The organism is Sphingomonas sp. PP-CE-1A-559 (assembly GCF_004340965.1).
GTDB lineage: Bacteria > Pseudomonadota > Alphaproteobacteria > Sphingomonadales > Sphingomonadaceae > Sphingomonas.
In genome coordinates this window covers 1,124,319-1,149,352 of the sequence record NZ_SLYA01000001.1, presented here as the reverse complement: position 1 = coordinate 1,149,352, position 25,034 = coordinate 1,124,319, and the positions used below count along the sequence as shown (strand labels likewise).

The 25,034-nt window shown below is 66.3% G+C and carries 23 protein-coding genes; 9 read left to right on the top strand and 14 right to left on the bottom strand.

Translation table 11 applies throughout. The annotated features are described in order from the left end of the window. Positions 1–252: 252 nt before the first annotated feature. The 6 genes from C8J42_RS05270 to C8J42_RS05245 all read right to left on the bottom strand — a co-directional run bounded on the left by C8J42_RS05270 (position 253) and on the right by C8J42_RS05245 (position 9,768). Entirely contained in the window at positions 253–1,734 is a 1,482-nt protein-coding gene (locus tag C8J42_RS05270) for an NAD(P)/FAD-dependent oxidoreductase (RefSeq protein WP_133019128.1), read from the bottom strand. 69 nt (positions 1,735–1,803) lie between these two features. Then, positions 1,804–6,045, bottom strand: a complete 4,242-nt coding sequence (locus C8J42_RS05265; protein ID WP_133019127.1) for a translocation/assembly module TamB domain-containing protein — start codon at positions 6,043–6,045, stop codon at positions 1,804–1,806. Next, positions 6,045–8,243, bottom strand: a complete 2,199-nt coding sequence (locus C8J42_RS05260; RefSeq protein WP_243644091.1) for a BamA/TamA family outer membrane protein — start codon at positions 8,241–8,243, stop codon at positions 6,045–6,047. The genes C8J42_RS05265 and C8J42_RS05260 overlap by 1 nt, the downstream gene beginning before the upstream one ends. 94 nt (positions 8,244–8,337) lie before the next feature. Next, on the bottom strand, positions 8,338–8,772 hold the full coding sequence (locus C8J42_RS05255; RefSeq protein WP_133019126.1) for a hypothetical protein: 435 nt from the start codon (positions 8,770–8,772) through the stop codon (positions 8,338–8,340). Continuing rightward, on the bottom strand, positions 8,769–9,524 hold the full coding sequence (locus C8J42_RS05250) for an A24 family peptidase (RefSeq protein ID WP_133019125.1): 756 nt from the start codon (positions 9,522–9,524) through the stop codon (positions 8,769–8,771). Before C8J42_RS05250 ends, C8J42_RS05255 begins: the two co-directional genes overlap by 4 nt. Continuing rightward, positions 9,517–9,768: a hypothetical protein gene (locus tag C8J42_RS05245; RefSeq protein WP_165895429.1), complete on the bottom strand. Its 252-nt coding sequence runs from the start codon at positions 9,766–9,768 to the stop codon at positions 9,517–9,519. The genes C8J42_RS05250 and C8J42_RS05245 overlap by 8 nt, the downstream gene beginning before the upstream one ends. 76 nt (positions 9,769–9,844) lie before the next feature. Between C8J42_RS05245 and C8J42_RS05240 the strand changes: the two genes are divergently transcribed. Continuing rightward, positions 9,845–11,050 carry an acetyl-CoA C-acyltransferase gene (locus tag C8J42_RS05240; protein WP_133019124.1) on the top strand — a complete coding sequence of 402 codons (1,206 nt, stop codon included), beginning with the start codon at positions 9,845–9,847 and terminating at the stop codon, positions 11,048–11,050. 94 nt (positions 11,051–11,144) lie between these two features. Here the strand turns inward: C8J42_RS05240 and C8J42_RS05235 are convergent, their stop codons facing one another. After that, complete coding sequence (locus C8J42_RS05235; protein WP_133019123.1) at positions 11,145–11,645, bottom strand: SH3 domain-containing protein; 501 nt, start codon at positions 11,643–11,645, stop codon at positions 11,145–11,147. Between the two features lie 115 nt (positions 11,646–11,760). Between C8J42_RS05235 and C8J42_RS05230 the strand changes: the two genes are divergently transcribed. Both C8J42_RS05230 and C8J42_RS05225 read left to right on the top strand, forming a co-directional pair. Beyond that, positions 11,761–12,759, top strand: a complete 999-nt coding sequence (locus C8J42_RS05230; protein WP_133019122.1) for a D-glycerate dehydrogenase — start codon at positions 11,761–11,763, stop codon at positions 12,757–12,759. 92 nt (positions 12,760–12,851) lie between these two features. Beyond that, positions 12,852–13,043, top strand: a complete 192-nt coding sequence (locus C8J42_RS05225; protein WP_093399163.1) for a hypothetical protein — start codon at positions 12,852–12,854, stop codon at positions 13,041–13,043. 144 nt (positions 13,044–13,187) lie between these two features. On the opposite strand, the gene C8J42_RS05220 is transcribed toward C8J42_RS05225, so the two are convergent. From C8J42_RS05220 to C8J42_RS05205, 4 genes are all read right to left on the bottom strand, one after another. Further along, a complete protein-coding gene (locus tag C8J42_RS05220; protein ID WP_133019121.1) occupies positions 13,188–13,433 on the bottom strand; it encodes a hypothetical protein in 246 nt (81 codons plus the stop codon). Between the two features lie 166 nt (positions 13,434–13,599). Next, positions 13,600–14,238 (bottom strand): LysE family translocator, encoded by a 639-nt coding sequence (locus C8J42_RS05215; protein ID WP_133019120.1) that lies wholly within the window; start codon positions 14,236–14,238, stop codon positions 13,600–13,602. Positions 14,239–14,554: 316 nt separating this feature from the next. Next, positions 14,555–15,958: a nitronate monooxygenase gene (locus C8J42_RS05210; RefSeq protein ID WP_133019119.1), complete on the bottom strand. Its 1,404-nt coding sequence runs from the start codon at positions 15,956–15,958 to the stop codon at positions 14,555–14,557. 69 nt (positions 15,959–16,027) lie between these two features. Next, positions 16,028–17,164 (bottom strand): glycosyltransferase, encoded by a 1,137-nt coding sequence (locus C8J42_RS05205; RefSeq protein ID WP_133019118.1) that lies wholly within the window; start codon positions 17,162–17,164, stop codon positions 16,028–16,030. On the opposite strand from C8J42_RS05205, the gene C8J42_RS20030 reads away from it, so the two are divergent. Then, positions 17,163–17,300 (top strand): hypothetical protein, encoded by a 138-nt coding sequence (locus tag C8J42_RS20030; protein ID WP_165895428.1) that lies wholly within the window; start codon positions 17,163–17,165, stop codon positions 17,298–17,300. The genes C8J42_RS05205 and C8J42_RS20030 overlap by 2 nt on opposite strands. 96 nt (positions 17,301–17,396) lie before the next feature. Continuing rightward, positions 17,397–17,753: a hypothetical protein gene (locus tag C8J42_RS05200; protein WP_133019117.1), complete on the top strand. Its 357-nt coding sequence runs from the start codon at positions 17,397–17,399 to the stop codon at positions 17,751–17,753. Between the two features lie 53 nt (positions 17,754–17,806). Here C8J42_RS05200 and C8J42_RS05195 read toward each other — a convergent pair whose 3' ends face one another. The 3 genes from C8J42_RS05195 to C8J42_RS05185 form a co-directional block, all read right to left on the bottom strand. Then, a complete protein-coding gene (locus C8J42_RS05195; RefSeq protein ID WP_133019116.1) occupies positions 17,807–18,916 on the bottom strand; it encodes a glycosidase in 1,110 nt (369 codons plus the stop codon). Positions 18,917–19,032: 116 nt separating this feature from the next. Further along, positions 19,033–19,791, bottom strand: coding sequence for an SDR family oxidoreductase (locus tag C8J42_RS05190; RefSeq protein ID WP_133019115.1), 759 nt, complete (start codon positions 19,789–19,791; stop codon positions 19,033–19,035). A 59-nt stretch (positions 19,792–19,850) separates the two neighbouring features. After that, positions 19,851–20,732: an alpha/beta hydrolase gene (locus tag C8J42_RS05185; RefSeq protein ID WP_133019114.1), complete on the bottom strand. Its 882-nt coding sequence runs from the start codon at positions 20,730–20,732 to the stop codon at positions 19,851–19,853. Positions 20,733–20,769: 37 nt separating this feature from the next. On the opposite strand from C8J42_RS05185, the gene C8J42_RS05180 reads away from it, so the two are divergent. The 4 genes from C8J42_RS05180 (at position 20,770) to C8J42_RS05165 (ending at position 25,034) form a co-directional block, all read left to right on the top strand. Continuing rightward, positions 20,770–22,131 (top strand): protein adenylyltransferase SelO, encoded by a 1,362-nt coding sequence (locus C8J42_RS05180; protein WP_133019113.1) that lies wholly within the window; start codon positions 20,770–20,772, stop codon positions 22,129–22,131. A gap of 165 nt (positions 22,132–22,296) precedes the next feature. Beyond that, on the top strand, positions 22,297–23,709 hold the full coding sequence (astD, locus tag C8J42_RS05175) for a succinylglutamate-semialdehyde dehydrogenase (RefSeq protein ID WP_133019112.1): 1,413 nt from the start codon (positions 22,297–22,299) through the stop codon (positions 23,707–23,709). 240 nt (positions 23,710–23,949) lie between these two features. Next, positions 23,950–24,741: a uroporphyrinogen-III C-methyltransferase gene (cobA, locus tag C8J42_RS05170; protein ID WP_133019111.1), complete on the top strand. Its 792-nt coding sequence runs from the start codon at positions 23,950–23,952 to the stop codon at positions 24,739–24,741. Next, the gene (locus tag C8J42_RS05165; protein ID WP_133019110.1) at positions 24,738–25,034 is read left to right on the top strand and encodes a DUF2849 domain-containing protein; all 297 of its coding nucleotides are present in this window, start codon (positions 24,738–24,740) and stop codon (positions 25,032–25,034) included. Before cobA ends, C8J42_RS05165 begins: the two co-directional genes overlap by 4 nt.

The following is a 25,034-nucleotide window of genomic DNA, read 5'->3' as shown; positions in this document are numbered from 1 at the left end:
AGGCATTCGCCCCTGGTGAATGCCGGTCGGCTCGAACATTGCGGAGGCGTCGAATAAGGGCGCGCCTCGGTGTTCGGGCCGACACTTTAAAGTGGCTGCTGTCTGGACCGAGGCACTTCGGCGCAACTGCCCGCCCGCTACGCGCTGATTTTGCTTTATAGTCTTCCCATCGGCGAAGCGTGAACCTGCTTAGGCAAACCCCGCGCCGATCCTGGATGCCCCGACTGCTAGTCGGGACTCAAGACGATACCCTTAGGCGGTAACGTCCTCCCGCCGCACCGGAGCCTGCACCGGGTTCGAGAACCGCATCGCATCATCGATCGAGCCGAACTTTAGCGCGAGCACGTCCAGCGCGTAATTCTGGTTCAACTTCCACGGCTTGCGCTCCCCCTGCGTCGGTAAAGCCGCAGCGGCGCGCTGCACGTACCCCGATGTGAAATCGAGGAACGACTCGCTCTTCATCGTCGGATCGTCATTGAACGGCGTCGCCTGACGCAGGCCGCGCTTCTTCATCGTGTTCAACAGGCGACACATGTAGATCGCCGTCAGATCCGCCTTCAAAGTCCACGACGCGTTGGTGTAACCGAAGGTCGAGGACAGGTTCGGCACGCCGTCGAACATCATGCCCTTGTACTGTAGCCGGCCGGCGAGTTCGATCGGCTTGTCGTCGAGGCTGAACACGACCCCGCTCATCAACTGAAGCTCAAGGCCCGTCGCGGTGACGATCACGTCGGCGGGCAGGTCCTTGCCCGAATCGAGGTGGATGCCCTCGGGCGTGATGCTCGCGATCGTGTCGGTGACGATCGAGGCGGTGCCAGCGTTGATCGCCGTGAACAGGTCGCCGTCCGGCACCAGGCAGACGCGCTGGTCCCACGGATTGTAGCGCGGGGTGAAGTGTGTCGCGACGTCGTAGTCCGGGCCGAGATGGTCGCGGACCATGCCGATCATCCGCTCCTTCACGACCGCGGGCTTCTTCCGTGCCATCCGGTAGAAGAACATACCCATTAGCACGTTCTTCCACCGCGTGATGCCGTAGGCCGCCTTTGCCGGCAACTTGCCCCGCAGCCAGTTCGCCACGCCGTCCTCACCCGGCCGTGCGACGATATAGGTAGGCGAGCGCTGGAGCATCGTCACGTGCGCCGCGGTCTTCGCCATCGACGGAACCAGCGTCACGGCGGTCGCGCCGCTGCCGATCACGACGACTCGCTTGCCGCTATAGTCGAGGTCCTCAGGCCAAAATTGCGGATGGACGATCTGCCCGGCAAAGCTGTCCGTGCCCTTGAACTCGGGGGAATAGGCCTTGGCGTAATTGTAATAGCCCGCGCACATCGAGAGGAAGTTGCAGGTCAACGTTACCGGACCGTCGGGGCCGGTTGCTTCGACGGTCCAGCGCGCGTCCTCGGTCGACCACGCAGCGGACTTTACGTGGTGGCCGTAGCGGATCTTTCGGTCGATGCCGTACGCTTGCGCCGTTTCCTCGACATACGCGCGGATCGAAGGGCCGTCGGCGATCGACTTGGCCGCCGTCCAGGGGTGGAAAACGAACCCCAGCGTGTGCATGTCCGAGTCGGAGCGGATGCCGGGATAGCGGAACAGGTCCCACGTCCCGCCCATCGACTGCCGGCCCTCAAGGATCATGTAACTGCGGTCGGGGCAACGCGTCTGCAGGTGGTAGCCGGTGCCGATCCCGGAAATGCCGGCGCCCACTACGATCACGTCGACATGTTCGGTCATGCTGCATCCTCGCGCCCCGGCGTTACGCCGTAGGTTTCATAACCGAACCTATCCTGTTGTGATCTTTACTCAATAGTCCTTCGTATATTTCACGCTCGCGCTCTGCCCGCCGCTCGATCCCGCGGCCGACAACAGGCTGAGCGCCTTGGTCAGCGCGATCTCGAGCTGGGTCGAGGTGAAGCCCTTCGCGTCGGTCACGATCTCAACATAAATGTTCTTCGTGATGTACTTGCCCGCAGCAAGGCTCGTCCCGCGGCCGGTCGCCTGATCGGCGCCGAGCACGCGCAACCGGTCGAACCCGGTCGCCGAACGGAGCTTGCCAAGCGGGTTCAGACCGCCGCCGCCCGACCCACGCAGCGAGTTCAGCGCGGACGCCAGCTGGATCGCCTCGGTCGCCGACAGATTGGCCGGGCTCGACCCGAACAACAGGCGGCTGAGTACTTCGTCCTGCGGCAGAACCGGGGTCGACGTGAACGCGATCTGCGGCTTCTGGCCGGTCCCGGTGACGTTGATGACGACGGTGATGTCGCTGGTCGTGGTGGTCGCCTGGATATTGATATCCGGATCGGTCAGCGCGCCGCCGCGGAAGCGGATCTGGCCCTTGTTCACCTCGAACCGCTTGCCCGAGAACGAATAGGTGCCGCGGACCACATCCATGCCGCCGGTCACGATCGGTGCGGCAGACGTGCCGCCGATGTGCATGTCCATCTCCCATTCGGACTCGAGGCCCATGCCCGAAACGAACAGCTGGTTCGGCGCACGAACGCGAAGGTCGAGCTTGAACTTGCCGATCGCAGGGACGTCCGAGCGATCGGTCGAGACTGGCGTCCGGATGTCGCTCTTCCGGCGGACACCGGTCAGTTCGGGCACCTCAGCCTGGCCCTGGCGGATGATCTGGTAGCGCGCCTCGGGAATCTGCAGATCGCCTTGGATCAGGCCGCCGTTGCGTCCGTTGGTCAGGTGCACCGTACCCGTCGTCGTGGCGCTGATCGCGTCGCTCTTGGCAAGCTGCGCATTATTCAGCGTCGCGCGCAGATCGATTGGGAAGCCACTGTCCGCCGCAAACCCGATCGAGCCTTGCGCCTGCACGGTGCCGTCGCCGGCCTTCGCAGTCAGCTGCGTCAGTTGGAGGTCGGTGTTCGAGAACCGCCCGGCGATCCGCATCTGCGACAGACGCGTGCCATAGGTCTCGTTGTCGTAGGTCAGGTTGTCGGCGCGGACGACACCGTTCAACTGTGGTGCGGATAGGCGCCCGGAGAAGTCGGCGGCGACCGCAATCGGCCCCGACAGCTGCTGGTTCGGGATCGCGGCAAAGCTGAACAGCACCGCGGACGGGCCGTTGTAGCGGATCCCACCCGACAGCGGCGCGGCCATCAGGCGCGTGCTCCAGGAGCCACTGCCCGCCGGTAGCGGTCGCAGGTTCGCGACCATCCGGCCGATGACCGACGTCCCGCGACGGACCAGCGCACGGCCGGTCGCACCGTCGCCGCCGAGCGTCCCGGCGAACACGATGTCGACGGGGTCGGAGACGGCAGCGAGACCCGAGCGCGTGAAGTTGGTGACGGTCACGCGTGCGTCTGCGGTCGGCAGTGCAGCCGAGTTCGACTGCGCGAAGTCGAGGCTGCCGGTCGCCTTGCCGCCGATGCCGAGGTTCGGGACGAGAGCGGAGAGCGTCGACAGGTCGAGGCGATCGAGCCGGACCTGCGCGTTCGTGCCGCGGCCATAGCTGCCGGCCAAGCGCGCCGAGCCGCCGCCTGCGCCACCGAAGTCGATCCGGGTCGGCGACAGGCGATACTCGCCCTTCACCGCCTGGATGCGCGCCGGGTTGACGGTGCGGAAGTCGATGCCGTTCGCCTGGCCCTGTGCCGCGACGAGGTAGTTGTTCGGGCTGAGCTTGGCGTTGACCGCAAGGCGGAACGGTACGCCGTTCGAGCCGGTCAGCAACGCCTGCGCGGTGCCGTTGCCGCCGACGTAATTGACCTTGGCGCGGGCCGCGGAAAGGACGATCGCGCCGTAGCGCATGTCGGCGATCTGCGCGTCGGCGACGATCTGCGGGGTCGGCGTCATGACCGCGGTGGCGCTGACGATCGCGCGGCCGATGGTAAAGTCGACCATGCCGGGGATCTTGGCGCCGTTTGCGCGCGCCGCGACGTCGGCGCGCTGGTAGCCGCCCTGGTTGGCGAGGCGGACGTTGCCCGACAGGCCCTGCCCCCCGAACTGGAGCGCACCCGCGAACGGGCCTGCCGTGGTCTGGACGATCCGGCCGCTGCCGACGATCCCGGCGAACACCACGCGGCGTACGTCGACCGCGAGTTGCGCGCCCGGCTTGACCAACACGTCGGCAGTGAATGGGCCATAGTTGGTGCCGCCGCTCGCGGTGACGGCATACGCGCCGCCGCGACCGACGATCCGCGCGTTGAGATTGACGAGGCCGACGCCGACGCCCGGCCGCGGTGCGCGCAGGACGACGACCGGCGCCGTCGCGCTGCCCGTGACGCGAGCGGACAGCGGGCCATAGGCGGTCGAATACGCATCGGCGTTCACTAGCACCGCGCCAGTGGCCGGATCGAACCGGCCTTCGCCACGCGTCACGCGGAACTGTGGCGCGTTCATCCGGAGATTGCGGAAGGTGACGATGCCTTCGGGGCTGTAGCCGATGTCCGAGCGGACGATCGCGTTCCCGCCGAGGAAGCTACGCGCGCCTTCGTTGAAGATCTGCGAGGTCTGCGCGACGACGCGGCCGGTGATCCCGAAGCCGCCGTTTGGTCCCGGCACCAGCTTGGCGTCGGTCGTCAGGTTGACGATGCCGATCCCGTCGACGCGGTAGTTGTTGATCCGCCCCTTGAGCGCGCCGGTGTAGCGCCCGGTCGCCATGTTCGCGACGACCACCGCGGTCGCGTCGATCTTGTCCGAACGGATCTTGAGGTTGTCGGAGAGGACGTTGACGCCCGAGATCGCGAAGTCGCCGTCGATCGCGACGTTGGTCGCGAGCCCGCCGACGGCGGCATTGAGCCCCGTCACGCGACGCGCGCGCGCCTTCACCGGCACCAGGATGCGGTCGGAGTTCACGCGTGCGAGCCCCTCGGCGTAGAGGTTCTCGACGCCCATGTCGCCGAATGCGATCGTTGCCGCGCGGACCTTGTAGTCGACCGTCGGCGTAGCGAACGCACCGTCGATCACGACGCGCGCCGTGACATCACGACCACGCAGGTTCGGCAGGATCGCGCCCGGCGTCAGCAGCTTCGCGTTGACCGCGAAATTGCCGAACCGGCTGTTGGCAAGATCGATCAGGCCACCGGCGTCGACCGCGAGCGCGTCCGACTTCAGCGTCATCCGCGTGTCGGCCTTGCGGTCGTTGAGCGTGGTATCGATCGCCACGTCGAGCTGTGGCGACGTCAGGCGCTCGACCGGACCTTCGAGATACAGGCCGGGACGCGTCGAGCCGCGCACTTCGATGTGACCGTTCTTCGCGGTCAGGCCGAGGTTGGCGAGCTGTCCGCCGCCGAGCGTCGCGACAGCGCGACCCTGCCACGAGGCCCAGCTACCGCGGCCGTCGACGGTCGCGGTCAACGGCGCCTTGAACGCGCCCATCGTCGACACGACGCCGCCGACCGGTGCGGTCAGCTTCAAATTGACGTCGAGCTTGTTCTGCTCGGGCACCGCGTCGAGCTTGAGCACGAGACGATCGCCACCGGCGATGCCCGGCCCTGTCAGCGCGGTCGCGTTGGTGGTTAGCTGCGCGCGCTTGTCGGCGATGTGGACCGCACCATCGATCTTGACGATATGCGTCTGGCCGGTGACCGGCTTGGCGATCAGGAAGCGATCGATCACCAGACGGTTCACGTCGATGTCGAGATCGGGCAGCAGCGGCGCGTTGGGATCGGTCGGCGTCGCGTTGAGCACCGGACGGCGCTGCAGCGTGACAAGCGGCGTGGTCAGCGAGCGGACGTCGACATGGTTCTTGGCGAACGCGAACGGACGCCAGTCGACGGCGAGCTTCGGGCTCGTAAGGAACACGCCCTTTGGATCGGACACGCGCACGTCGCTGAGCGTCATCGCGCCGTAGATCGAGCCGTCGATCCGACCGACCTTGATGTTCAGCCCCGATGCGGTGGTGTAGCCGCCGATCTGGTCCGCAACGAGGCGCCGGCCCGGATCGGTGTTGATCCCGAACAGCACGATCAGGACGAGCGCGACGAGGCCGACGACCAGGATCGCCAGCCATTTCAGGATGCGCTGCCACAAGGGGCGGCGTTCGACGATGATAGTTTCGTGCGTCGTCTCGACGTGCGGAGTGCCGTTTTCGGCCATCAGAATGCCTGCCCGATCGAGATGTAGAGGGCGATCTTGCCGTCGCCCTCGCGTGGGTTCAGCGGCGTCGCGACATCGAAACGCATCGGGCCGAAGCTGGTATAGAAGCGCCCGCCGATGCCCGCGCCGTAGCGCAGGGACGACAGGTTCGGCGTGCTGCTCTCATAGCTGTTGCCGGCATCGATGAACGGCACGATGCCGAAATCGCCGAACCGGTAGCGGGCCTCGAGTGCGAATTCGTTGAGCGAGCGCCCGCCGACCGGATCGCCGTTGGGATCGAACGGCCCGAGCCGCTGATAGCCATAGCCGCGGACCGATCCGCCGCCGCCGCCGTAATAGCGCCGCGATGGTGCAAGATCGTCGCGGGAGACGCCCTGGATCGAGCCCGCCTTGGCGCGCCCGGCGATGACGATGCTGCTGGAGACGGGATAGTAGAACGTCCCCTCGATCATCGTCCGGATGTACGGCTTGACCGAACCCTGGACCGACGTCTCGGGGCTGAGGTTCAGCGTCAGGCGATAGCCCTTGGTCGGGTTGAGCAGGCTGTCCGAACGATCGAACTTCACCTGGCCCGGCAACGCGACGATGCCGTAGGTGCGGCGGACGTTCTCGCCGCGACCGAAATCATAGACGCTTTCGTTCGTGCCGACGAGTTCGCCGCCGTAATAATAGGTCAGCGGCTTCTGCCAGATCGGTGTCGAGTCGTAGCTCCAGCGAACGCCAACGCTGGTCGTGAACGCGTCATAGGCGTCGTAATTCGAATGGTTCGCGCCCGCGGTCAGGCTGAACGTGCGATCGCGGCGGCCTGCGTTGGCGCGGCGGAACGTGCCCGACACACCCTGCTCCTGCGTACCGGCGATCACCGATCCGATCAGCGCGCCCTCGTACGGGAACAGGTTGCGGTGCTGCCATGTGCCTTCCGCGCGGAAGCCCTGCCCGGTCGAAAACCCGACATTGCCGCCGAGCGAGCGCGGCTTGCCCTCGCTCTGGCGGACCAGCAGGTCGACCTGCTCGGTGCCGTCGGGGTTGATTGTACCCGTCCGGACCGGTTCGACCGATACCGTCGAGAACAGCGACGTGGCGACCAGCGCATCGCGCAGATCGTCGGTCATCCGGTTGTCGTAGAGTTCGCCCGACTTGAACCGCGGGAAGAGGTTCAGATGCTCGAGATTGAAGACCGGATCGCCCTCGGTGCGAAGCTGCCCGAACGACGAGCGCGGCCCGGTATCGACGGGCAGCGTGTACGCGCCGGTCGGGGTCTGATCGTCGAGCAGGATGTCGCGCTCGCCGACCTTGACGAACGGATAGCCCTGCTGCGGCAGCGTCAGGCTGACGTTCGCCTCCGCGCCCTGGATGCGTGCTGCCTCGATCGGGTCACCGACCTTGAGCGGCAATTGCGTGCGGACGAGGTCGGGGGGCGTCGTCGCGTCCGCCTTCACGGTGATCGACGACAGCGAATAGAGCCGGCCGGGTTGCGCGCTGACGGTTGCCTTCAGCCGCGCGGGCTTGGTCTTGTCGGCATCGGGGATCGTCTCGATCGTCGAGATCGCGGTCGCATCGTAATAGCCGAGCGACTTCAACAGCCGTACCGCCAGCGCCTCGTCCTCGCGGGCGCGCGCCGCGACCTGCGTGGCGTTCGCGGCCTTGCCCTTGCCCTCGGCGAGTGCGGACAGCGCCTTGTATTCGCCTTCGAGCCCGTCGCCCGCCTTGTCGAGACCCTTGGTCGCGGTCTCGTAGCGGATCTCGGGCGCGTCCTTGTCCTTGATGTCCGCCGCGGTCTGGAGCGGGGTCGTGTCGAAGCTCGACAGCGGCGTCAGCGGCTGCGCGAGTTGCGGGTCGCTCGGGCCGGTCGGCGGCAGAACGTCGCCCGCAAGCGTCGTGGCGGGGGTCGTTGCCGTGGCTGGTGTCGCAAGTGTCTGGGTCGACGGAACGGGCAACGGCGCCATTGCTTCCAACGGCGCGTTCAAGTCGCCGCTCAACGGCGGCAGGGCGTTGTCGAACTCGGCGTCCGGCACGATCGGCGCGTCGGAACGCGGATCGTTCGACTGCGGCTGGTCGCTGGGCTTGGGCGCGTCGGGGCCCTTGGCCGGGGCGGTGCCCGGCTTCACCAACTGCGCGGAACCGACGCCCGCGAATCCCGTTGTCGACGCTACCAACGCCAAAGCGAGCCAATGATGCCGGCTGTTAAAAGCTGTCACACGATCCCCTTTACAGGCAGCGATCGTGCTCGATTCACCCCCATCTTCGTCCACGTAACGCACATAGGACGGCTTGGTTTCACAAAAATTAACCTCAGACACAGCCGATTAGGCCACCGACCGGCATGACCACGGTATCGCGCCCGGGGCGGTCGATCCGTAGCGTCGCGGACGTCACGGTCGCGCCAGCGGAGATGTCGGCGCGCACCGCGACCGCCATGTCCAGCGTCGCGGTCACGTCGCCGCCGCGATACTGGGTCACGCCGCCAAAGCCGAAGCCGATCGCGGGCGACTGGGTCGTCATCGCGAAGTCGGTCGTCTTGCCATCGATCGCGAGACGGATCTGCGCGGGGTCGGCGGTCGCCATCGCGACGAGTTGGCGGCCGGCATCCATGCTCCAGAGATACGCGGCGCACCCCTTGGCGGGGAGCTTCTGCTGGCCGATCTCGCCGAGGGGACCCGGACCTGAATTGGCAGCTGGCGCAGGCGTCGCGGCTTGCAGCGCGAGCATAAGAGCGAGCGATATCATGGCGTCACGCCTATCATGAACAGCCACGCGGGATAAGCCGCGATCGCCAGCAACGCGCCGAATGGAAGCGCGGTGTCCGCTGCCATGCTGCGCCCCTTGAGGTGTGCGGCAAGGACGACGCCGAGCCCGATCATGCTCGCGATCAGCAGGACGGCGGGCAACATCTGCCACCCAAGCCACAGTCCGATCGCACCGAACAGCTTGGGATCGCCGCCGCCCATGCCGTCGCGGCCACGTATGCGTCTATAGCCGAACGCGACCAGCCAGAGCGTGCCGAACCCGGCGAGCCCGCCGATCAGCCGTTCCTGTAGCGGTGGGTCGATGCCGAGCGCGGCGCCAACGAGCCCGGTCGCGGCGAGAAGCATCGTCAGCCGATCGGGCAGCCAGAACGCGACGAGGTCCAGGCTTGCCAGCGCCAGCAACAGCCATCCGAACACCGCGCCGACGATGCCGACTCCCCCCGGCGCAACGAGCCCCGCAGCCAAGCCGATCGCCAACCCGGCCAGCTCGATCCGCCAGTGCACCGGACTGATCGCGACCCCGCACCCTTTGCACCGGCCGCGCAGGACGAGCGCACTCAGCAGCGGCACCAGCTCGACCGCGCGGAGAGTCCGTCCGCACCCGTCGCACGCGGACCGCCCCTGCATCACCGATCGCCCGTCGGGCCAGCGTGTCACCAGTGCCGCGACGAAGCTGCCGATGATCGCCCCGAGCACCCCCAGCAACACCGCCCAGAACGCAGCCTCAGACACCCGTTTTCCGCACCAGGTAGCGATACACGCCGAGGAGGTTGATCCCGAACAACACGATGTTCTGCGTGCCCAGCGCCCAGTCCCCGGTCAAGGCCGCACCGCTCAGCCATGCGATCGACGACCCGACGAACAGCACGAAACCCCACCCCGTCACGCGCCGCCCGAAGTCGAGCGACACCATGAAGGCGGCGATCACCCCCGACCCTGCTGCACACCATTTGAGCGTCGTGATGAGTGTTTCCATGAAGGGAGGTCTAGGCGCATCCTGCGGTGCTTTGTATTGCCGCACATCAACCCCAGATACGGGGGCAGAAGAATATATGGAGAGTGAAGTGGCCGCCGATCGAGATCCCATCGTCATCCTGTCCTACGCGCGTACGCCGATGGGATCGTTCCAGGGCGCGCTTGCCGGCGCCACCGCGACGCAGCTTGGCGCCGACGCGGTGCGCGGTGCAGTCGCGCGCTCGGGCGTGTCGGCGGCGGAGATCGAGCGGATCTACATGGGCTGCGTGCTCCCCGCCGGGCTAGGCCAGGCGCCGGCGCGGCAGGCTGCGATCAACGCCGGGCTTGGCGATCACGTCGAGGCGACGACGGTCAACAAGATGTGCGGTTCGGGGATGCAGGCCGCGATCCTAGCCGCGGATGCGCTCGCGGCCGGCTCGGTCGACCTGCTCGTCGCGGGCGGCATGGAGAGCATGACCAACGCGCCGTATCTCTCGAAGAGCCACCGTGGCGGGGCGCGGATCGGGCATGACCGGATGTACGACCACATGTATCTCGACGGGCTCGAGGATGCGTACGAACCCGGCAAGCTGATGGGCAATTTCGCGGAGGACACCGCACACGAATACCAGTTCACGCGCACACAGATGGACGACTACGCGATCGAGTCGCTGCACCGGGCGCAAGCCGCGCAGAAGTCCGGCGCGTTCGACCGCGAGATCGTCTCCGTCGATATCGCAGGGCGCAAGGGCACGACCACGGTCTCGCTCGACGAGCAGCCGGCCAAGGGCGACGTCGCCAAGATCCCGACGCTGAAGCCTGCCTTTTCGAAGGACGGCACGATCACCGCCGCCAACGCCTCGTCGATCTCCGACGGCGCTGCGGCCTTGGTGATGACGCGGGCGAGCGTTGCCGAACGGCTCGGGATCACGCCGATCGCGCGGGTCGTGGCGCATGCCGCACATGCTCACGCACCGTCGCTGTTCACGACCGCGCCGGTGTTCGCGATGCGGAAGGCGATGGAAAAGGCCGGCTGGTCGGCGTCGGACATCGACCTGTTCGAGGTCAACGAAGCGTTCGCCGTCGTCGCGATGATCGCGATGCGCGACCTTGGCCTGCCGCATGACAAGGTGAATATCCACGGCGGCGCGTGTGCGCTCGGTCATCCTATTGGCGCTAGCGGTGCGCGGATCCTCGCGACGTTGCTGTCGGCGCTAGAGACCACCGGGCAGAAGCGCGGCCTCGCCTCGCTCTGCATCGGCGGCGGCGAGGCGACTGCGATGGCAGTGGAACTAATGAACTGATCCGCTGACTTCCCCCCTCCCTGAAAGGAAGGGGCCGGGGGTGGGTCGGTTTCCGCATCACGCGACGCCGCCAACAAAACAGCCCCCTCAAACCTCAAGGCAAGACGTCACCGGCCTCGACACCCCAAAGCCCCCCAACCGCAACAAACCCCGCCTGCCCCTTCACGTCCATCCTGCACCAGCCATTGCCGCATTGGCTCAGCCTCCCGACCACGCCCGGCGCTGCACGCCACAGCAATTTGGCGGACGAGACGGGCTTCTCGCGCATCTCCACCGGCCCCGCGCCGTGGACGATCGCGGTGCGCGTGCCGCTGAGCAGGTTCGCCTGCATCCAGCCTTCCGTGCCATCGGGATCAGCGACCTTGCGCCATTCCTTGAAGATCGCGACCACCTTGATCGGCAGATCCTGGCGCTGATACAGCCAGCTCGCCGGATAGGTCCGCGCCGGCCCGGTCCGCATCCGCGCGCGCGACGCCGAGATCGAGGCGTAATAGGGCACGCTCTTCTTGGTCGCGTCGGCTGCGGTTGCCGGGTCGGGCACCAGCGCAGTGGCAACGAAAACGGAAAGCGCGGCGGCGAGAATGCGCATGGTCATGTCCTAACTGGCGAGCCGATATCCTATCGCGACGAACCGCTTTCCTCAACCGAAGTTGCGGCCACGACGTTGACGGAACGTTGACGGGCACGAGCACCTTCGCCAAGCCAGACGCATGACCGACACACGCCGCTGTCCGAACCCCAAGGTCGTCGTCACCCGCGAGCTGGCCGACACACTCATGGATCGGATGGAGGCGCTGTTCGACACGCAGAACAACCGTGCCGACACCAAGCTCGACCGCGATCAGCTTGCTGCGGCAATGGCCGACTGCGACGTGTTCGTGCCGACCGTGACCGACGACATCGACGCGGCGCTGATCGCGGGCGCGGGCGACCGCCTGAAGCTGATCGCCAACTACGGCGCGGGCGTGAACCATATCGACCTCAAGGCGGCGCGCGCGCGCGGGATCATCGTCACCAACACGCCGGGGGTCCTCACCGAGGACACCGCCGACATGACGATGGCGCTGATCCTGTCGGTGCCGCGGCGGCTGGCCGAAGGCGAGAAGCTGGTTCGGTCGGGCCAGTGGAAGGGCTGGAGCCCCGGCGGGATGCTCGGCCACCGGATCGGCGGCAAGGCGCTCGGGATCGTCGGGATGGGTCGGATCGGCCAGGCGGTCGCGCTGAGGGCACGCGCGTTCGGGCTAACGATCCATTATCATAACCGCACCCGCCTGCCCGCGGTCCGCGAGGCGCAGCTGGCCGCCACCTTCCATGCATCGCTCGACGACATGCTCGGGGCGGTCGACATCGTCACGATCCACACGCCCCTGAACGCCGACAGCCGCGACCTGATCGACGCCCGCCGGATCGCGCTGCTGCAGCCGCATGTGTACCTCATCAACGCCGCGCGTGGCGGGATCGTCGACGAGAGTGCGCTGGTCGATGCGCTGGAGGCGGGCAAACTCGCGGGCGCGGGGCTCGATGTCTGGGCGCACGAGCCGGTGATCGATCCGCGTTTGCTTGCTCTGCCCAACGTCGTGATGCTGCCGCACATGGGCTCCGCAACGCTCGAGGGGCGAATGGCGTCGGGCGAGCGCGTCATCCAGAATATCCGGATGTGGGCCGATGGCCATCGCCCGCCGGACCAAGTGCTCGACGGCTGGATCTGACCCCGCCGATACAATCTACATCAAGATTTTTTGGAACCGATGCCGCGGTGCAGCATTTGTTGGATACCCCCGGAGAGACAGGAGTATCCAAGATGAAGAAGTTTGCCGTTTCCGCCCTGCTGGTCGCATCCGCCGTCTCGATGAGCGCATGCTCCACGCTCAAGGGCGCGGGCATCGGTGCTGCGGGTGGCGCAGGCGTTGCCGCCGCGACCGGTGGCAGCGTCGAGAAGGGTGCGGCCGTTGGTGGTGCTGGTGGTGCCGTCGTCGGCACCGTCGCCGACTGATCAATAGACGATCCTCCCCCGCCAAGGGGAGGTGGCACCGAAGGTGACGGAGGAGGAGGACGCGGAACAGCAGGTTCGCTCGCCTCCCCCTCCGACTTGCAAGCGCCGGCCACCTCCCCTTGGCGGGGGAGGATCGCAGCGATCTTAAACCGCACGCATCCAGTGCGTCCGCGCGACGTTCCCGGTCAGAACCTTCGACCCGAACGCCTTGATGATCTTGGCGGCATCGGCACTGTTCATCAGCACGACGCGCGTGCCACCTGATGGCAGCGTCTCGATCGCACTGATGATCGCGTCATGCTTCTTGCACATCGCCACCACCTGAGGCTGTTCGACGCTGACGTTGACGGCGCGCGAGATCGGCACGACCGTTTCGGTGCCCGTCGTCACGATGCGGCCCCTGAGATCACAAAGAAAGAATAGATCGTCATGCGGCATTCCCGGCGCGGAGCGGGAGCGCAAAGCATCTCTCAGTCGCAGCCTGCCCGTACGAAGCGCCGCGATGCCTCGGCTATGCGCGCTATCGCCCCGAACGGCAATGGCACTGCGTGCCCCGCTATGCTCGCACCCGCAGCAGCGCGAGCCCAAACCCGATGAAAATCGCCCCCGTCACGCGGTCGAACGCGCGCCGCAACGCCGGGCGCGTCAGATAGCGCGCGAGCGTCCGCCCACCGGCTGCATACATGCCGTACCAGAAGCTCTCGACCACCGCGAAAGTCACCACGAGGATCGCGAACTGCGGAGCCTGCGGTGACGCGCGGTCGACAAACTGCGGCAGGAAGGCTGCGGCGAACAGCAGCAGTTTCGGATTGCTGATCCCGATCACGAACCCGCCGCGAAACAGGCGCCACGCCGATACGGAAGGAGGGAGCGCCACCGGCGACGTATCGTCGCCGACATCGATCGGAGACCCCGCCCCGCGCCACGCCTTGATCCCGAGGAATATGAGGTACGCGACGCCGGCATAGCGCAGCGCGTCGAACACCCGCGGCCATGCCGCGAGCAGCGCGGACACACCCGCCGCCGACGCCGCCAGCACGAGCACCAGCGCGGTCAGGCACCCCGCCATCGCCGCGACGCTGCGCCGCGCGCCGAAGGTGATGCTGCGCGTCATGACGTGCAGCATGTTGGGGCCGGGCGTTCCGCACAGGAGGAACACCGCGACCACGAACAGCCACCAGGCGTGTAACGTCATGAGTGCGTCCTATTCCTGTTGGCCTCGCGAACGAGAAACAACCGCCGTGGATTCAAGCCAAGATTCGCCAACCCCAATCCATTGCCTGAAACCTGCTTGGCGCGCGTCTAGGTAAGATTGCGGCCGAACTCGAACGCCGTTCGACCCTCCCTTGTTCTCCCGCGAAGGCGGGAGCCCAGTCTGGGTCCCCGCCTCCGCGGGGAAACAACCTGCCTTTTCGTCCAGCCGATAAGAGCCGATCCGTTACAGGGCACGAGGTGTCGCACAACCGATACTATCGAAGGTTCGACAGCATCGACGCGCGGCCACCCTCGCCTCAATCGCCCGTCAAAATCCGATCGACCAACTGCCCAACGCTGGGCACGAACCCGTTCGAATAGAACGGATCCTTCTTGAAATTATACGCGGCATGGCCCGCGAACATCAGGTTCTGGTCGATGTCCCCGCCATGCGCGATGTCCTGCAACGTCTTCTGGATGCAGAAGCTGCGCGGGTCGGCGAGGCGTCCGGTCGAGTTCGTCTCGGTATCCGCCCAGCTCGAGAACGAGCATTGCGACAGGCAGCCCATGCAGTCGGCCTGATCCTTGCGGATCATGCCCTTCTCAGTCGGGCTGACGAACACCAGCGTGTTGTCAGGCGTCTTGAGCGCATCGGTATAGCCCTCGCCGAACCACTGCCGCGCACGCAGCAGGTCGTTGCGCGTGACCCAGAAGTTCTTGCCCTTCACGCCGACGTCGAGCTGGAAGACGTGGTCGCCAGCCTCCTGCGTCGAGAATGCGATCTGGCGCTCGGACCGAGCCTCCAACGAGCGCAGGAACGGATTGCGCACTGCAGACGAGTAGAAGCCGGTCGGCGAGAATTTGTGCAGCAGCACATCGCCTTCCTCGATCTGCGTCAACGCGTCCTTCCACCCCTGCGGGATAGGGCTCTCGCGCGTCAGCAAGGGCCGCGTGCCGAACTGGAACGCGATCGTGCCGAGCTCGGGATTGTCGATCCAGTCGTTCCAGTCGCGCAGATACCAAACGCCGCCGGCCATCACGATCGGCACGTCGTCCGAGATGCCGCCTTCGCGCATCACGTCGCGGAGTTCCTTCACGCGCGGATACGGGTCCTGCGGCTTCAACGGGTCCTCGGCATTCGACAGGCCGTTATGCCCGCCCGCGAGCCACGGATCCTCGTACACCACCGCGGCAAGCCACTCGGCTGCCTTCGAATACGCCCGCTTCCACAGCGCGCGGAAGGCGCGGCCGGAGCTGACGATCGGCAGGTAGCTGACGCCGTAGGACGCGGTGATCTCGGACAGCTTGTACGGCATGCCCGCGCCGCAGGTGACGCCGGCAACCTTGCCGCGCGTACGTTCGAGAACGCCGTGCAGGATCCGCTGCGCGCCGCCCATTTCCCACAGGACGTTGATGTTGATCGCGCCCTTGCCGTCGGCGATCTCGTACGCGCGTTCGACCTGCTGGACCGCGCCTTCGATGGCGTATTCGACGAGTTCCTCGTGCCGGTCGCGCCGCGTCAGCGCCGCATAGACCTGCGGGATGATCTTGCCCTCGGGATCGTAGCTGTCGGCGTTGACCGCCGACACGGTGCCGATGCCCCCGGCCGCAGCCCAGGCGCCGGCCGACGCGTGGTTGGTCGCGGCGACGCCTTTGCCGCCCTCAACCAGAGGCCAGACTTCCCGACCGTTATAGACGATAGGCTTCAGGCCCTTGAACACGACGTCACCTCTCCCGGAAAATACGGCCCCCTATATCGCAAGGACGCAGCGTGCGAGCAATATTACGACCTAGGTTAGCGCACCCGGACGGTTCAGGGCATCTTCGTACAGCGCGCGATAGCGAGCGATCATAACCTCTTCGTCGAATTCTGCGCGCGCCTTGGCCTGGTTCGCGGCACCGACCGAGGCGCGCAAGGCGGGATCGGCGACCAGCGCCTGCAACGCATCGCGCAACCGAACCTCGTTGGCGATCTCGGTAACGAACGGCAAATTCTCGGGCGAGACCATCCGCGTAATGTCACCGACCGGATAGCTTGCGATCGGCAAGCCGGCCGCCATCGCCTCGACCACCGAGATCGGAAACTGCTCGCTCCGCGACGACACCGCGAGCATGTCGAAATGGCCGATGTAGCGGTAGGGGCGATCCAAGAATCCTGGCAGGACCAACTTGTCCGCCATCCCCATCGCCGCGGCGGCCTGGATAATGTTCGCGCGCTCCGGCCCTTCGCCGACGATCACGAGGCGTATACGACCCGACACGCCGCCGACCGCGCGAACGAGCGCGGTAAGGTCCTTCACCTCGCGCAGACCCGCAAGCGCGCCGATCACGACTTCCTTGGCGTTGGGCGTGAACCCCGGGATCGCCTTCGGCTCGGGCTTCTGCGCATAATAGGCCGTGCCGATCCCGTTGACGATCCGGTGCACGCGCTCTCGAGGCTGCTTCCAGGTCTTCAGTGCGATCCCCTCCAGCACCTCGGAGGGTACCGCCAACGCATGCGCAGCGCCCAGCGCCAGCCGCCGATAGATGTTGCGCTCGAGCTTGAGCCCGCTAGCCTCGTCCGCGTTGAAGCCATCCTCGTGATGCACCAGCGGCGGCGATCCCTTGGCGAACGCCCGTCGCGCCATCGCCCCGTCGATCGCACCCCAATTATAGCTCAGCACCAGGTCGAACCGCCGCATATACTGCGCGATTGCCTCGTAGCGCGCGACCGAAGGCTTGCCCGTCAGCGGCGGCGGGTTCTGCGCGATCTCGTAGCGCACCCCCTTCGCGATCGAGTCTCGCGCGCTCAGCGCATCGGGCACGCCCGAGACGATGGTATGCTTCGCGCGATCACCGAACGCATTCATCAGCCGAACCGCGCGCGCCTCCTTCCCGCCTAGGTCGAACGAGGAGTGAAGGTGGAGGATGTTCACGGGAGCGGCCATGGCCGACGCGATGCCGATTTTCGCGAGCGCTTTCAAGGGCGCGTGCGGACTTGCCATGCGCAAGCGCCGCCAACACGACTACCTTCGGTACAGTATTGCCGTCGAATCGGACCATTCATCCAAGTCTTTGCATTGATAGCCAAGCGAAACGGACAATGTTCGCGTTGAGCCTTATGCGACCTCGCCCGTAAAACAGCTGGACCGGAATACCGGCAATAGAAGGATGACCGTTATGGCTGCCTATGATTTCGATCCAAAACAGATCCAGAGTGCTCTCGATGCCGCTTCGCAACATGCAAAGTCGGCCAATATTGCTTCGGTTAGTGCGGAGACCGACGTTTCCAATGGCGGTGCATTGGTACTGGCCGGCGGGTGTATCAGCGTCACGGTCAACAACGGACAGGTCTGCGTCAATCTGCCGCTAGGGTTCGGCTCGATCTGCCTGCCCATTCCGTCGATCTTCCCCAGCGGAACCGCAGCGCAGGCTTGCCTCGACATCTGCACGACATGGGGCATCCCTACCGGCGTGAAGGTCACGATCTCGGTCGCCGGCCATGTCGTCGTTTCGAAGTCGTTCGGCCGCTGCTGATCCGACTTTCCAGGAGGGAGGCCGCGCGCTGCGTCCTCCCTCCTGGCTAGCGCTCAGCCTGCGAACACTTCCTTGGCGATGTGCGTGATCCGGCATGCCAGATCCGCCTCACCACTAGCCACCACGTAGAAGTCGCCCGCGTCGGCGATGCCCGTCGTGAAGACGACGTTGTCGAGGTACATGCTGTCCTTCAACGGCTCGGTCAGCGCCGGGTTCGGCTCCAGCAGTGCGGCATGCTCGGTCGCCACCGTGATCGAGGGATCGTCCTTGTCCAGGATCGACCAGTACGTCCGGTAAATCCCGACCACGCCGGACGGCTCGACGCCATGCCATAAGGTCAGCCAACCCCGATCGGTCAGGATCGGCGGCGCGCCGCCACCCATCCGCGCGGTCGAGACGGTGGCCGCATGTGGCCGGATGCCGGGCTTGTCGTGCGGCTTCCAATGCAGCGCATCGGGCGAGCGCGACAGGTTGATCGACGGCCCGCTGCGCCATTCGCTGCCCGGGGGATAGGCGAAATACAGGTCGCCGAGCGGCCGGGTCTGCGCCCAATACTGCCCACCGATCAGGCCCTCGAAGATCAGCATGTCCTTGTTCTGGTGATCGAGGACGATGCCCTCGAGCTGCCAGTCGAGCGCGTCGGCGGACGAATACAACGTCGTCGAATGCCGTTCCGGGCTGACCGAGCAGGTGGTCATCAGATAGCGGTCGCCGACCTTCGAGATCCGCGCATCCTCGACGCCATAGCATTGGTATGACGTACGCGGCGCGATCGCCTTGTCGTAATGCACCGCGACCACCGAGCGGCCCTCAGGCTCGAGCTCGACCGGGAGCAGCCACGACAGCGAGGTCAGCGCCATCACCTTCCACCCGCCGCCGGGGATCAGGAATTTGCGTGGATCCTTGGTATCCACCATCGTCAGCGGCCAAGCGTCGAGCACATACGCACCGTCTTCCCAGCGGATCGCATGGACGTTGCCATCCCTGATCGGCTTCTTCAGCGCCTCCGCCACGCGCACCATTAACAGTAGATTGCCGTTCGCCAGCCGCGTCATCCCGGGATTGAACGCGCCGAGCACATAGGTCTCCGCGCCGACCTTCCCCGCCAGTGGCGAGCGAGACAGATCGATGTCGGCGGGGGTGAAGACGAGCTGGTCGAACATGCTATTCTCCTTGATGAGTATGCCGTGTTCCCTCGCGAAAGCAGGGGCCCAGGGTTATGAATGCCGCCCTATGGTATCCTGGGCTCCCGCCTCCGCGCGAGAACTAGAAGGGAAGATCATTCCCCCTCAAGCGCGCGCGGGACGATCACGATCTGCTGGATCACCGATCGCGTCGGCTGGGTGAGCAGGAACTCGACCCCCGCCGCGATGTCCTCGCCGCGCAGCATCTGCTCCGCCTCGATCATCTGGCGCTGCTTGTCGTCGGGCACGTCGGGATATTGCATGTCCGACCCGACCTTGCCCGGCTCGACCAGCGATACGCGAATACCCTTCGGCCCCAGTTCGCGCCGCAACGCTTCGGAAAAACCCGCGATACCCGACTTGATCCCGGCATACACAGTCGAGCTTGGCCCAAGGATATGCGCGCTGAGCGAGCCGATTATGACCATATCGCCGATCGGCGTCATCCGGTTTGCGGCATGATGCGCGCTGAGCAGATAGGCGGTAAAATCGACCGCGATCGCGTAGCGTAGTTCGTCCTCGCTCATCTGAGTCAGGCCACCGGCCGCTACCGCCGCGTTGACGACGGTGATGTCGAACCCGCCGAGATACGCCTCGCCCGCATCGAAGAACGCGCGGACCTTGTCTGGATCGGCCAGTTCGGTGATCATCCCGTCACCTTCGCCGACTTGGCGGATGTGCGCGAGCGCGTCCTGCAGATAACGCTCGTCGCGCCCACAGACGTAAACCTTGGCTCCGTTCGCGGCGAGCATGACCGCGATCGCCCGGCCGATCCCGGTCGTGCCTCCGGTAATGATCGCGCGGCGGCCCTTCAGCGGGCGGGTGGTCGTGTGGAGGTCGGCGCGTTCGGTCATCGAGTTTCCCGGCTTGTCAGTAAGGTCGACGCCAAACGCGCAGTCCCAGCCGGATGTCCCTAAGCGCGGATCGCCGCCCCCTCAAGCGCGCGCGCCAGCAACCGGTCGATCGGCTCCTGCAGCATCGTCTCGCTTAGCGTCGGCGCGTGGCCGACACCCGGCACCGTCACCAGTTCCGCCTGATCGAGCGATGCCGCCATCCGCTCCGCCGTCGCCGCCGACAACAGGTCCGATCGCCCGCCACGCACGATCAACGTCGGCACATCGCGGAGCGAGCCCAGCGCCTGCCACATGTCCGGCCCCGCCTCGTTCCCCGGCACGCGGAACGGCTCGGCGATCTTTAGGTCGTAGTCGAGCACGATCCGCCCAGAACTGTTGAGCCGGTACAGCCGCTTGGCCATCGCCAGCCAGTCCTCGATCTGCCAGTCGGGATAGACGTCGGCGTTGTTCTCCGAAACGCAGCGGGCTGCATGCATCCAGGTTGGGAACACGCTCGCCTTGCCGACATAGCCGCGGATTCGCGACAGCCCCTGCGCGTCGATCTCCGGGCCAACGTCGTTGAGCAACGCCGCCATCATCCGGCCGCGCGATGGCCCAGCCATCAGCATCGTGACGATCCCGCCGAGCGACGTGCCGAACGCGATATACCGATCGATACCCTGGTCGGTCAGCAAGGCCTCGACGTCCTGCACGTAGGTCAGCGGGACGTACGACATTGGGTCCTTCGCGTAGGCGCTCTCGCCCCGCCCACGAAAGTCCACCGCGATCAGGCGCCAGCGCCCCGCCAGCCTGGCCGCCAACGCATCGAAATCGCGCGCATTCCGCGTAAGCCCCGCCATGCAAATGATCGGCGGCTGCCCTTCCTCACCGCCCGGATAATCCCTCGCGTGGAGTCTCAGCCCATCGTTGGACCACCAATAGAGGTTTTCGTAAGCGGCCATGGTTGCGTCCTTCAGGTAGCGGCCACCATATCGCCGCATGCCCATCTCCCCGCAAGCCTATCGCCCCGAAGCAAAGCTCCTCGAGCTCGGCGACGGCTTCTTCGATCCCGTCGCGCCCGCCGACTTCCCCGAGACAAGGCTGCGCTTCCGCAACGATCGCGCCGCCGCGCAGATCGGAGTCGACCGGCTCACCGACGACGAATGGACACGCCATTTCGGCCGGTTCGAGCCGCTCCCTGGCACGCTCCCCCAGCCGTTCGCGCTCCGCTACCACGGCCACCAGTTCCGCAACTACAACCCCGATCTCGGCGACGGCCGCGGCTTCACCTTCGCGCAGATGCGCGACGATCGAGGTCGCCTGATGGACCTCGGGACCAAGGGGTCGGGCCAGACGCCGTGGAGCCGTGCCGGTGACGGCCGCCTCACGCTCAAGGGCGGTGTCCGCGAGATCCTCGCGACCGAGATGCTCGAAGCGCTCAACGTCCCCACCTCGCGCACGCTGTCGCTGATCGAGACTGGCGAGGAACTCCAACGTGGCGATGAGCCTAGCCCGACGCGCTCGGCGGTGCTGGTCCGCCTCAATCACAGCCACGTCCGCATCGGCAGCTTCCAGCGCCTCGGCTACCACCGCGACGAAGCAGGCTTGCGCAAACTCGTCGGCTACACACTCCGCAACCTCTACGACGAGGACAGCGACGATCCGGTCCGCCTGCTCGACCTCGTCGTCGGTCGCACTGCACGGCTTGCAGCGCGCTACATGGCAGCGGGCTTCGTCCACGGCGTGCTCAATTCGGACAATATCAACGTCACCGGGGAGAGCTTCGACTACGGCCCGTGGCGGTTCGCCCCGACCTGGGACCCGGCCTTCACCGCCGCCTATTTCGACCACCAGGGGCTCTACGCGTTCGGTCGCCAGCCCGAGGCGATCCACTGGGACGTGATGCAACTCGCCGTCGCGCTTCGCCAGATCGCCGACAGCGACCCACTGGTGGCGGCGCTCGACCAGTTTGGCCCGCGCTACCAACCCGAAGTCACGCAGGCGATCCTCTGGCGCCTCGGCGTCCGCCCGCGCGATCCCGATACCGACCGCGACCTCGTCCAGGCCACCGAACGCGCGCTCCGCACCTCCGCCGTCGGGATCGAGCGCTTCTTCTTCGATGCGTTCGGTGGGGATTTGCCCAGCGCCTACGACGAACCCTGGACCGAAGTCCGCGCCGCACTCGCGTCATACGAACCTCGGAAAGACCGCTCGCACCCCTATTGGTCGGGCGAGCCATGCAGCATGCTCATCGACGAGGTCGAAGCGATTTGGGCCCCGATCGACGCGCATGATGACTGGAGTTTGCTAAACGCCAAGGTCGCCGCGATCCGCAAAATGGGCGAAGCGCTAGCCCAGTAATTTCCCCTCCCTGGAAGGGAGGGGTCGGGGGTGGGTCGGTCGGCCTGAGCCGCGAGCGTCTGAACCCATGGAACCCGACCCACCCCCAGCCCCTCCCTTTCAGGGAGGGGAGCAAAACGGCGCGCGCCAGTGGAAACTCGCTGCGAATCAAGGCAAGAGCAGCGCATGTCCGACGAGATCATCTCCCACGAACCGGCCACCGGCGCGGTCCTCTGGCGCCACCCGATCGGCGACGTCGATGCCGAAGTGGCCTGCGCGCGCGCCGGCTGGTCGAGCTGGGCGTCGAAACCACTCGCCTTCCGGATCGAGACGATGCGGCGCTTCGCCAACATCGTCCGCCAGCGCAACGACGCCTTTACTGACCTGATCGCGCGCGAGACCGGCAAGCCGATCTGGGAAGCGCGCGGCGAAGTCGAGACGGTCATTGCCAAGGTCGACATCTCGGTCAGCGCCTATGCCGATCGCACCGCGCAGCGCCGCCTCGAAGCGACGATGGGATCGCGGATCGCCGTCCGCCACAAGCCGCACGGCGTTCTCGCGGTGCTCGGGCCGTACAACTTCCCCGCGCATCTGCCCAACGGCCACATCGTCCCCGCGCTGATCGCCGGCAATGCGGTGGTCTTCAAGCCATCCGAAAAGACCCCCGCCGTCGGCGCGTTCCTCGTCGAATGCTTCCGCGCCGCGGGCGTACCGGCCGAGTGCATTCGTTTGGTCATCGGTGGCCCCAACGAGGGTAAGGCACTCGCCGCGCACCCCGATATCGACGGGCTGCTGTTCACCGGCTCGGCGCGCACCGGCCTCGCGCTCAACCGCGCGTTCGCCGACAAGCCCGAGAAGATCCTCGCGCTCGAGATGGGCGGCAACAATCCGATCGTCGTCTGGGACGCGCCCGATCTGCACACCGCCGCCGTGCTGATCATCCAGTCGGCCTTCACCACCGCCGGCCAGCGCTGCACCGCCGCGCGCCGGTTGATCGTCGACACGAAGCTGTACGACCCGCTGGTCGCCACGCTCGACAAGATGGTCGGCCGGATCATCGTCGGCGAACCGCATGCGAACCCGGCGCCGTTCATGGGCCCGGTAATCGACAACGAAGCGGCAGACCAACTCAGCGAGAGCTTCCTCGAACTGCTCATGCGTGGCGGTCGCCCGATCCGCCATCTCGAACGCCCGGTCGAGGATTTGCCGTTCCTGAAGCCCGCGCTGATCGACGTCACCGACATCGCCGACCGCCCCGATATCGAGCTGTTCGGCCCGATCCTGCAGGTCGTCCGCGTCGACGATTTCGACGCCGCGATCGCCGAGGCGAACAACACGCGCTACGGCCTGTCCGCCTCGCTCATCAGCCAGACCCCCGCGCTGTACGACCGGTTCTGGGCGAACATCCGCGCCGGCATCGTCAACTGGAACAAGCCGACCAATGGCGCCTCGTCGGGCGCGCCGTTCGGCGGAATCGGCTGGTCGGGCAACCACCGCCCAAGCGCCTATTATGCAGCCGACTACTGCGCGTATCCGGTGGTCAGCAGCGAGTCCGAAAGCGCGCGTGCGTCAATCGGGATCGGTCTCGCCGACGGCTGATACCTTCGATCCTCCCCCGCCAGGGGGAGGTGGCTGGCTCTTGCCAGACGGAGGGGGAGGTAAGAGACGACCTTGGTTCCGTGTCCTCCCCCTCCGTCGCTACGCGCCACCTCCCCTGGCGGGGGAGGATCGTCCGGTTCGCCGACAGTCACCTTGATCTACCAGCGCAAAAGCAATCCTACCTCCCGCCAAAGCATCATTCGGTTGCAGCGCAGCGCCCATCCGCCCATCTCCGGTCGCATGGCAAGCCTCCTAGACCCCACCGCCCGCGGGCGCGTCATCCTCGTCGGGGCGGGGCCGGGCGATCCCGGTCTCCTCACCGTCCGCGCGGTCGAGGCGCTGAAGACCGCCGACGTCGTCGTGCATGACGGGCTGATCGATCCGCGCGTACTAGACATCGCACCGCCGGGCGCACAGCGCATCTCGGTCGCCAAGCAGCGCGCGCGCCACACGCTGCCGCAGGAGGCGATCAACGCGCTGATCATCGCGCACGTTAAGACCGGCGCGATCGTCATCCGGCTCAAGGGTGGCGATCCGTTCGTGTTCGGCCGCGGCGGCGAGGAGGTCGAAGCGGTCCGCGCTGCCGGCCTGCCCGTCGAGGTGATCCCCGGCGTCTCGGCCGCACTAGGCTGTGCCGCCGAAGCAATGCTCCCCCTCACCCACCGCGATCATTCGAGCGCAGTCAGCTTTGTCGCGGGCCAGTGCAAAGGCCTGACCGAACAGGACTGGTCCGGGCTCGCCGGCCAGGGCCGCACGCTCGTGATCTACATGGGCATCGCCACCGCGACCGAGATCGCCGACAAGCTCATGGCCGACGGCGTCGCGCCCGACATGCCCGTCGCCGTGCTTGAACGCGGCACGCTCAAGGGCAGCCGTGCGATCCGAACGCTGCTTGCCGATCTCGGCGCGATGGTCACGCGCGAGGCGGTGAAAAGCCCGGCGATCATCGTCGTCGGCGAAGTCGTCGAACTGTCGGACGCCGAAGACAAACTCGCCCGCTGGGCCCGCGTAGCAGAGGACGCCGCCGCATGAAGCTGTTGACCGGAAACGACCTTCCCACCGGCGACGTCGTCTGGTGGACCGGCACTGGCTGGTCGCGCCACATCGAGGACGCGGCGGACGTCGGCGTCGCGGGTGAAGCCATTCTCCAGGCGGAGGAAGGCGCGCGCCGCGTCAATGTGCCCTATCTGATCGAGGCGACACTGACCGACGAAGGCCCCCGCCCCGCCCACATCAAGGACCGGATCCGCGCCTTGGGCCCGACGATGCGGCCCGACCTGACCCTCAAACCCGCCGACCCCAATGCCGGCAGCTGGGTAATCTGA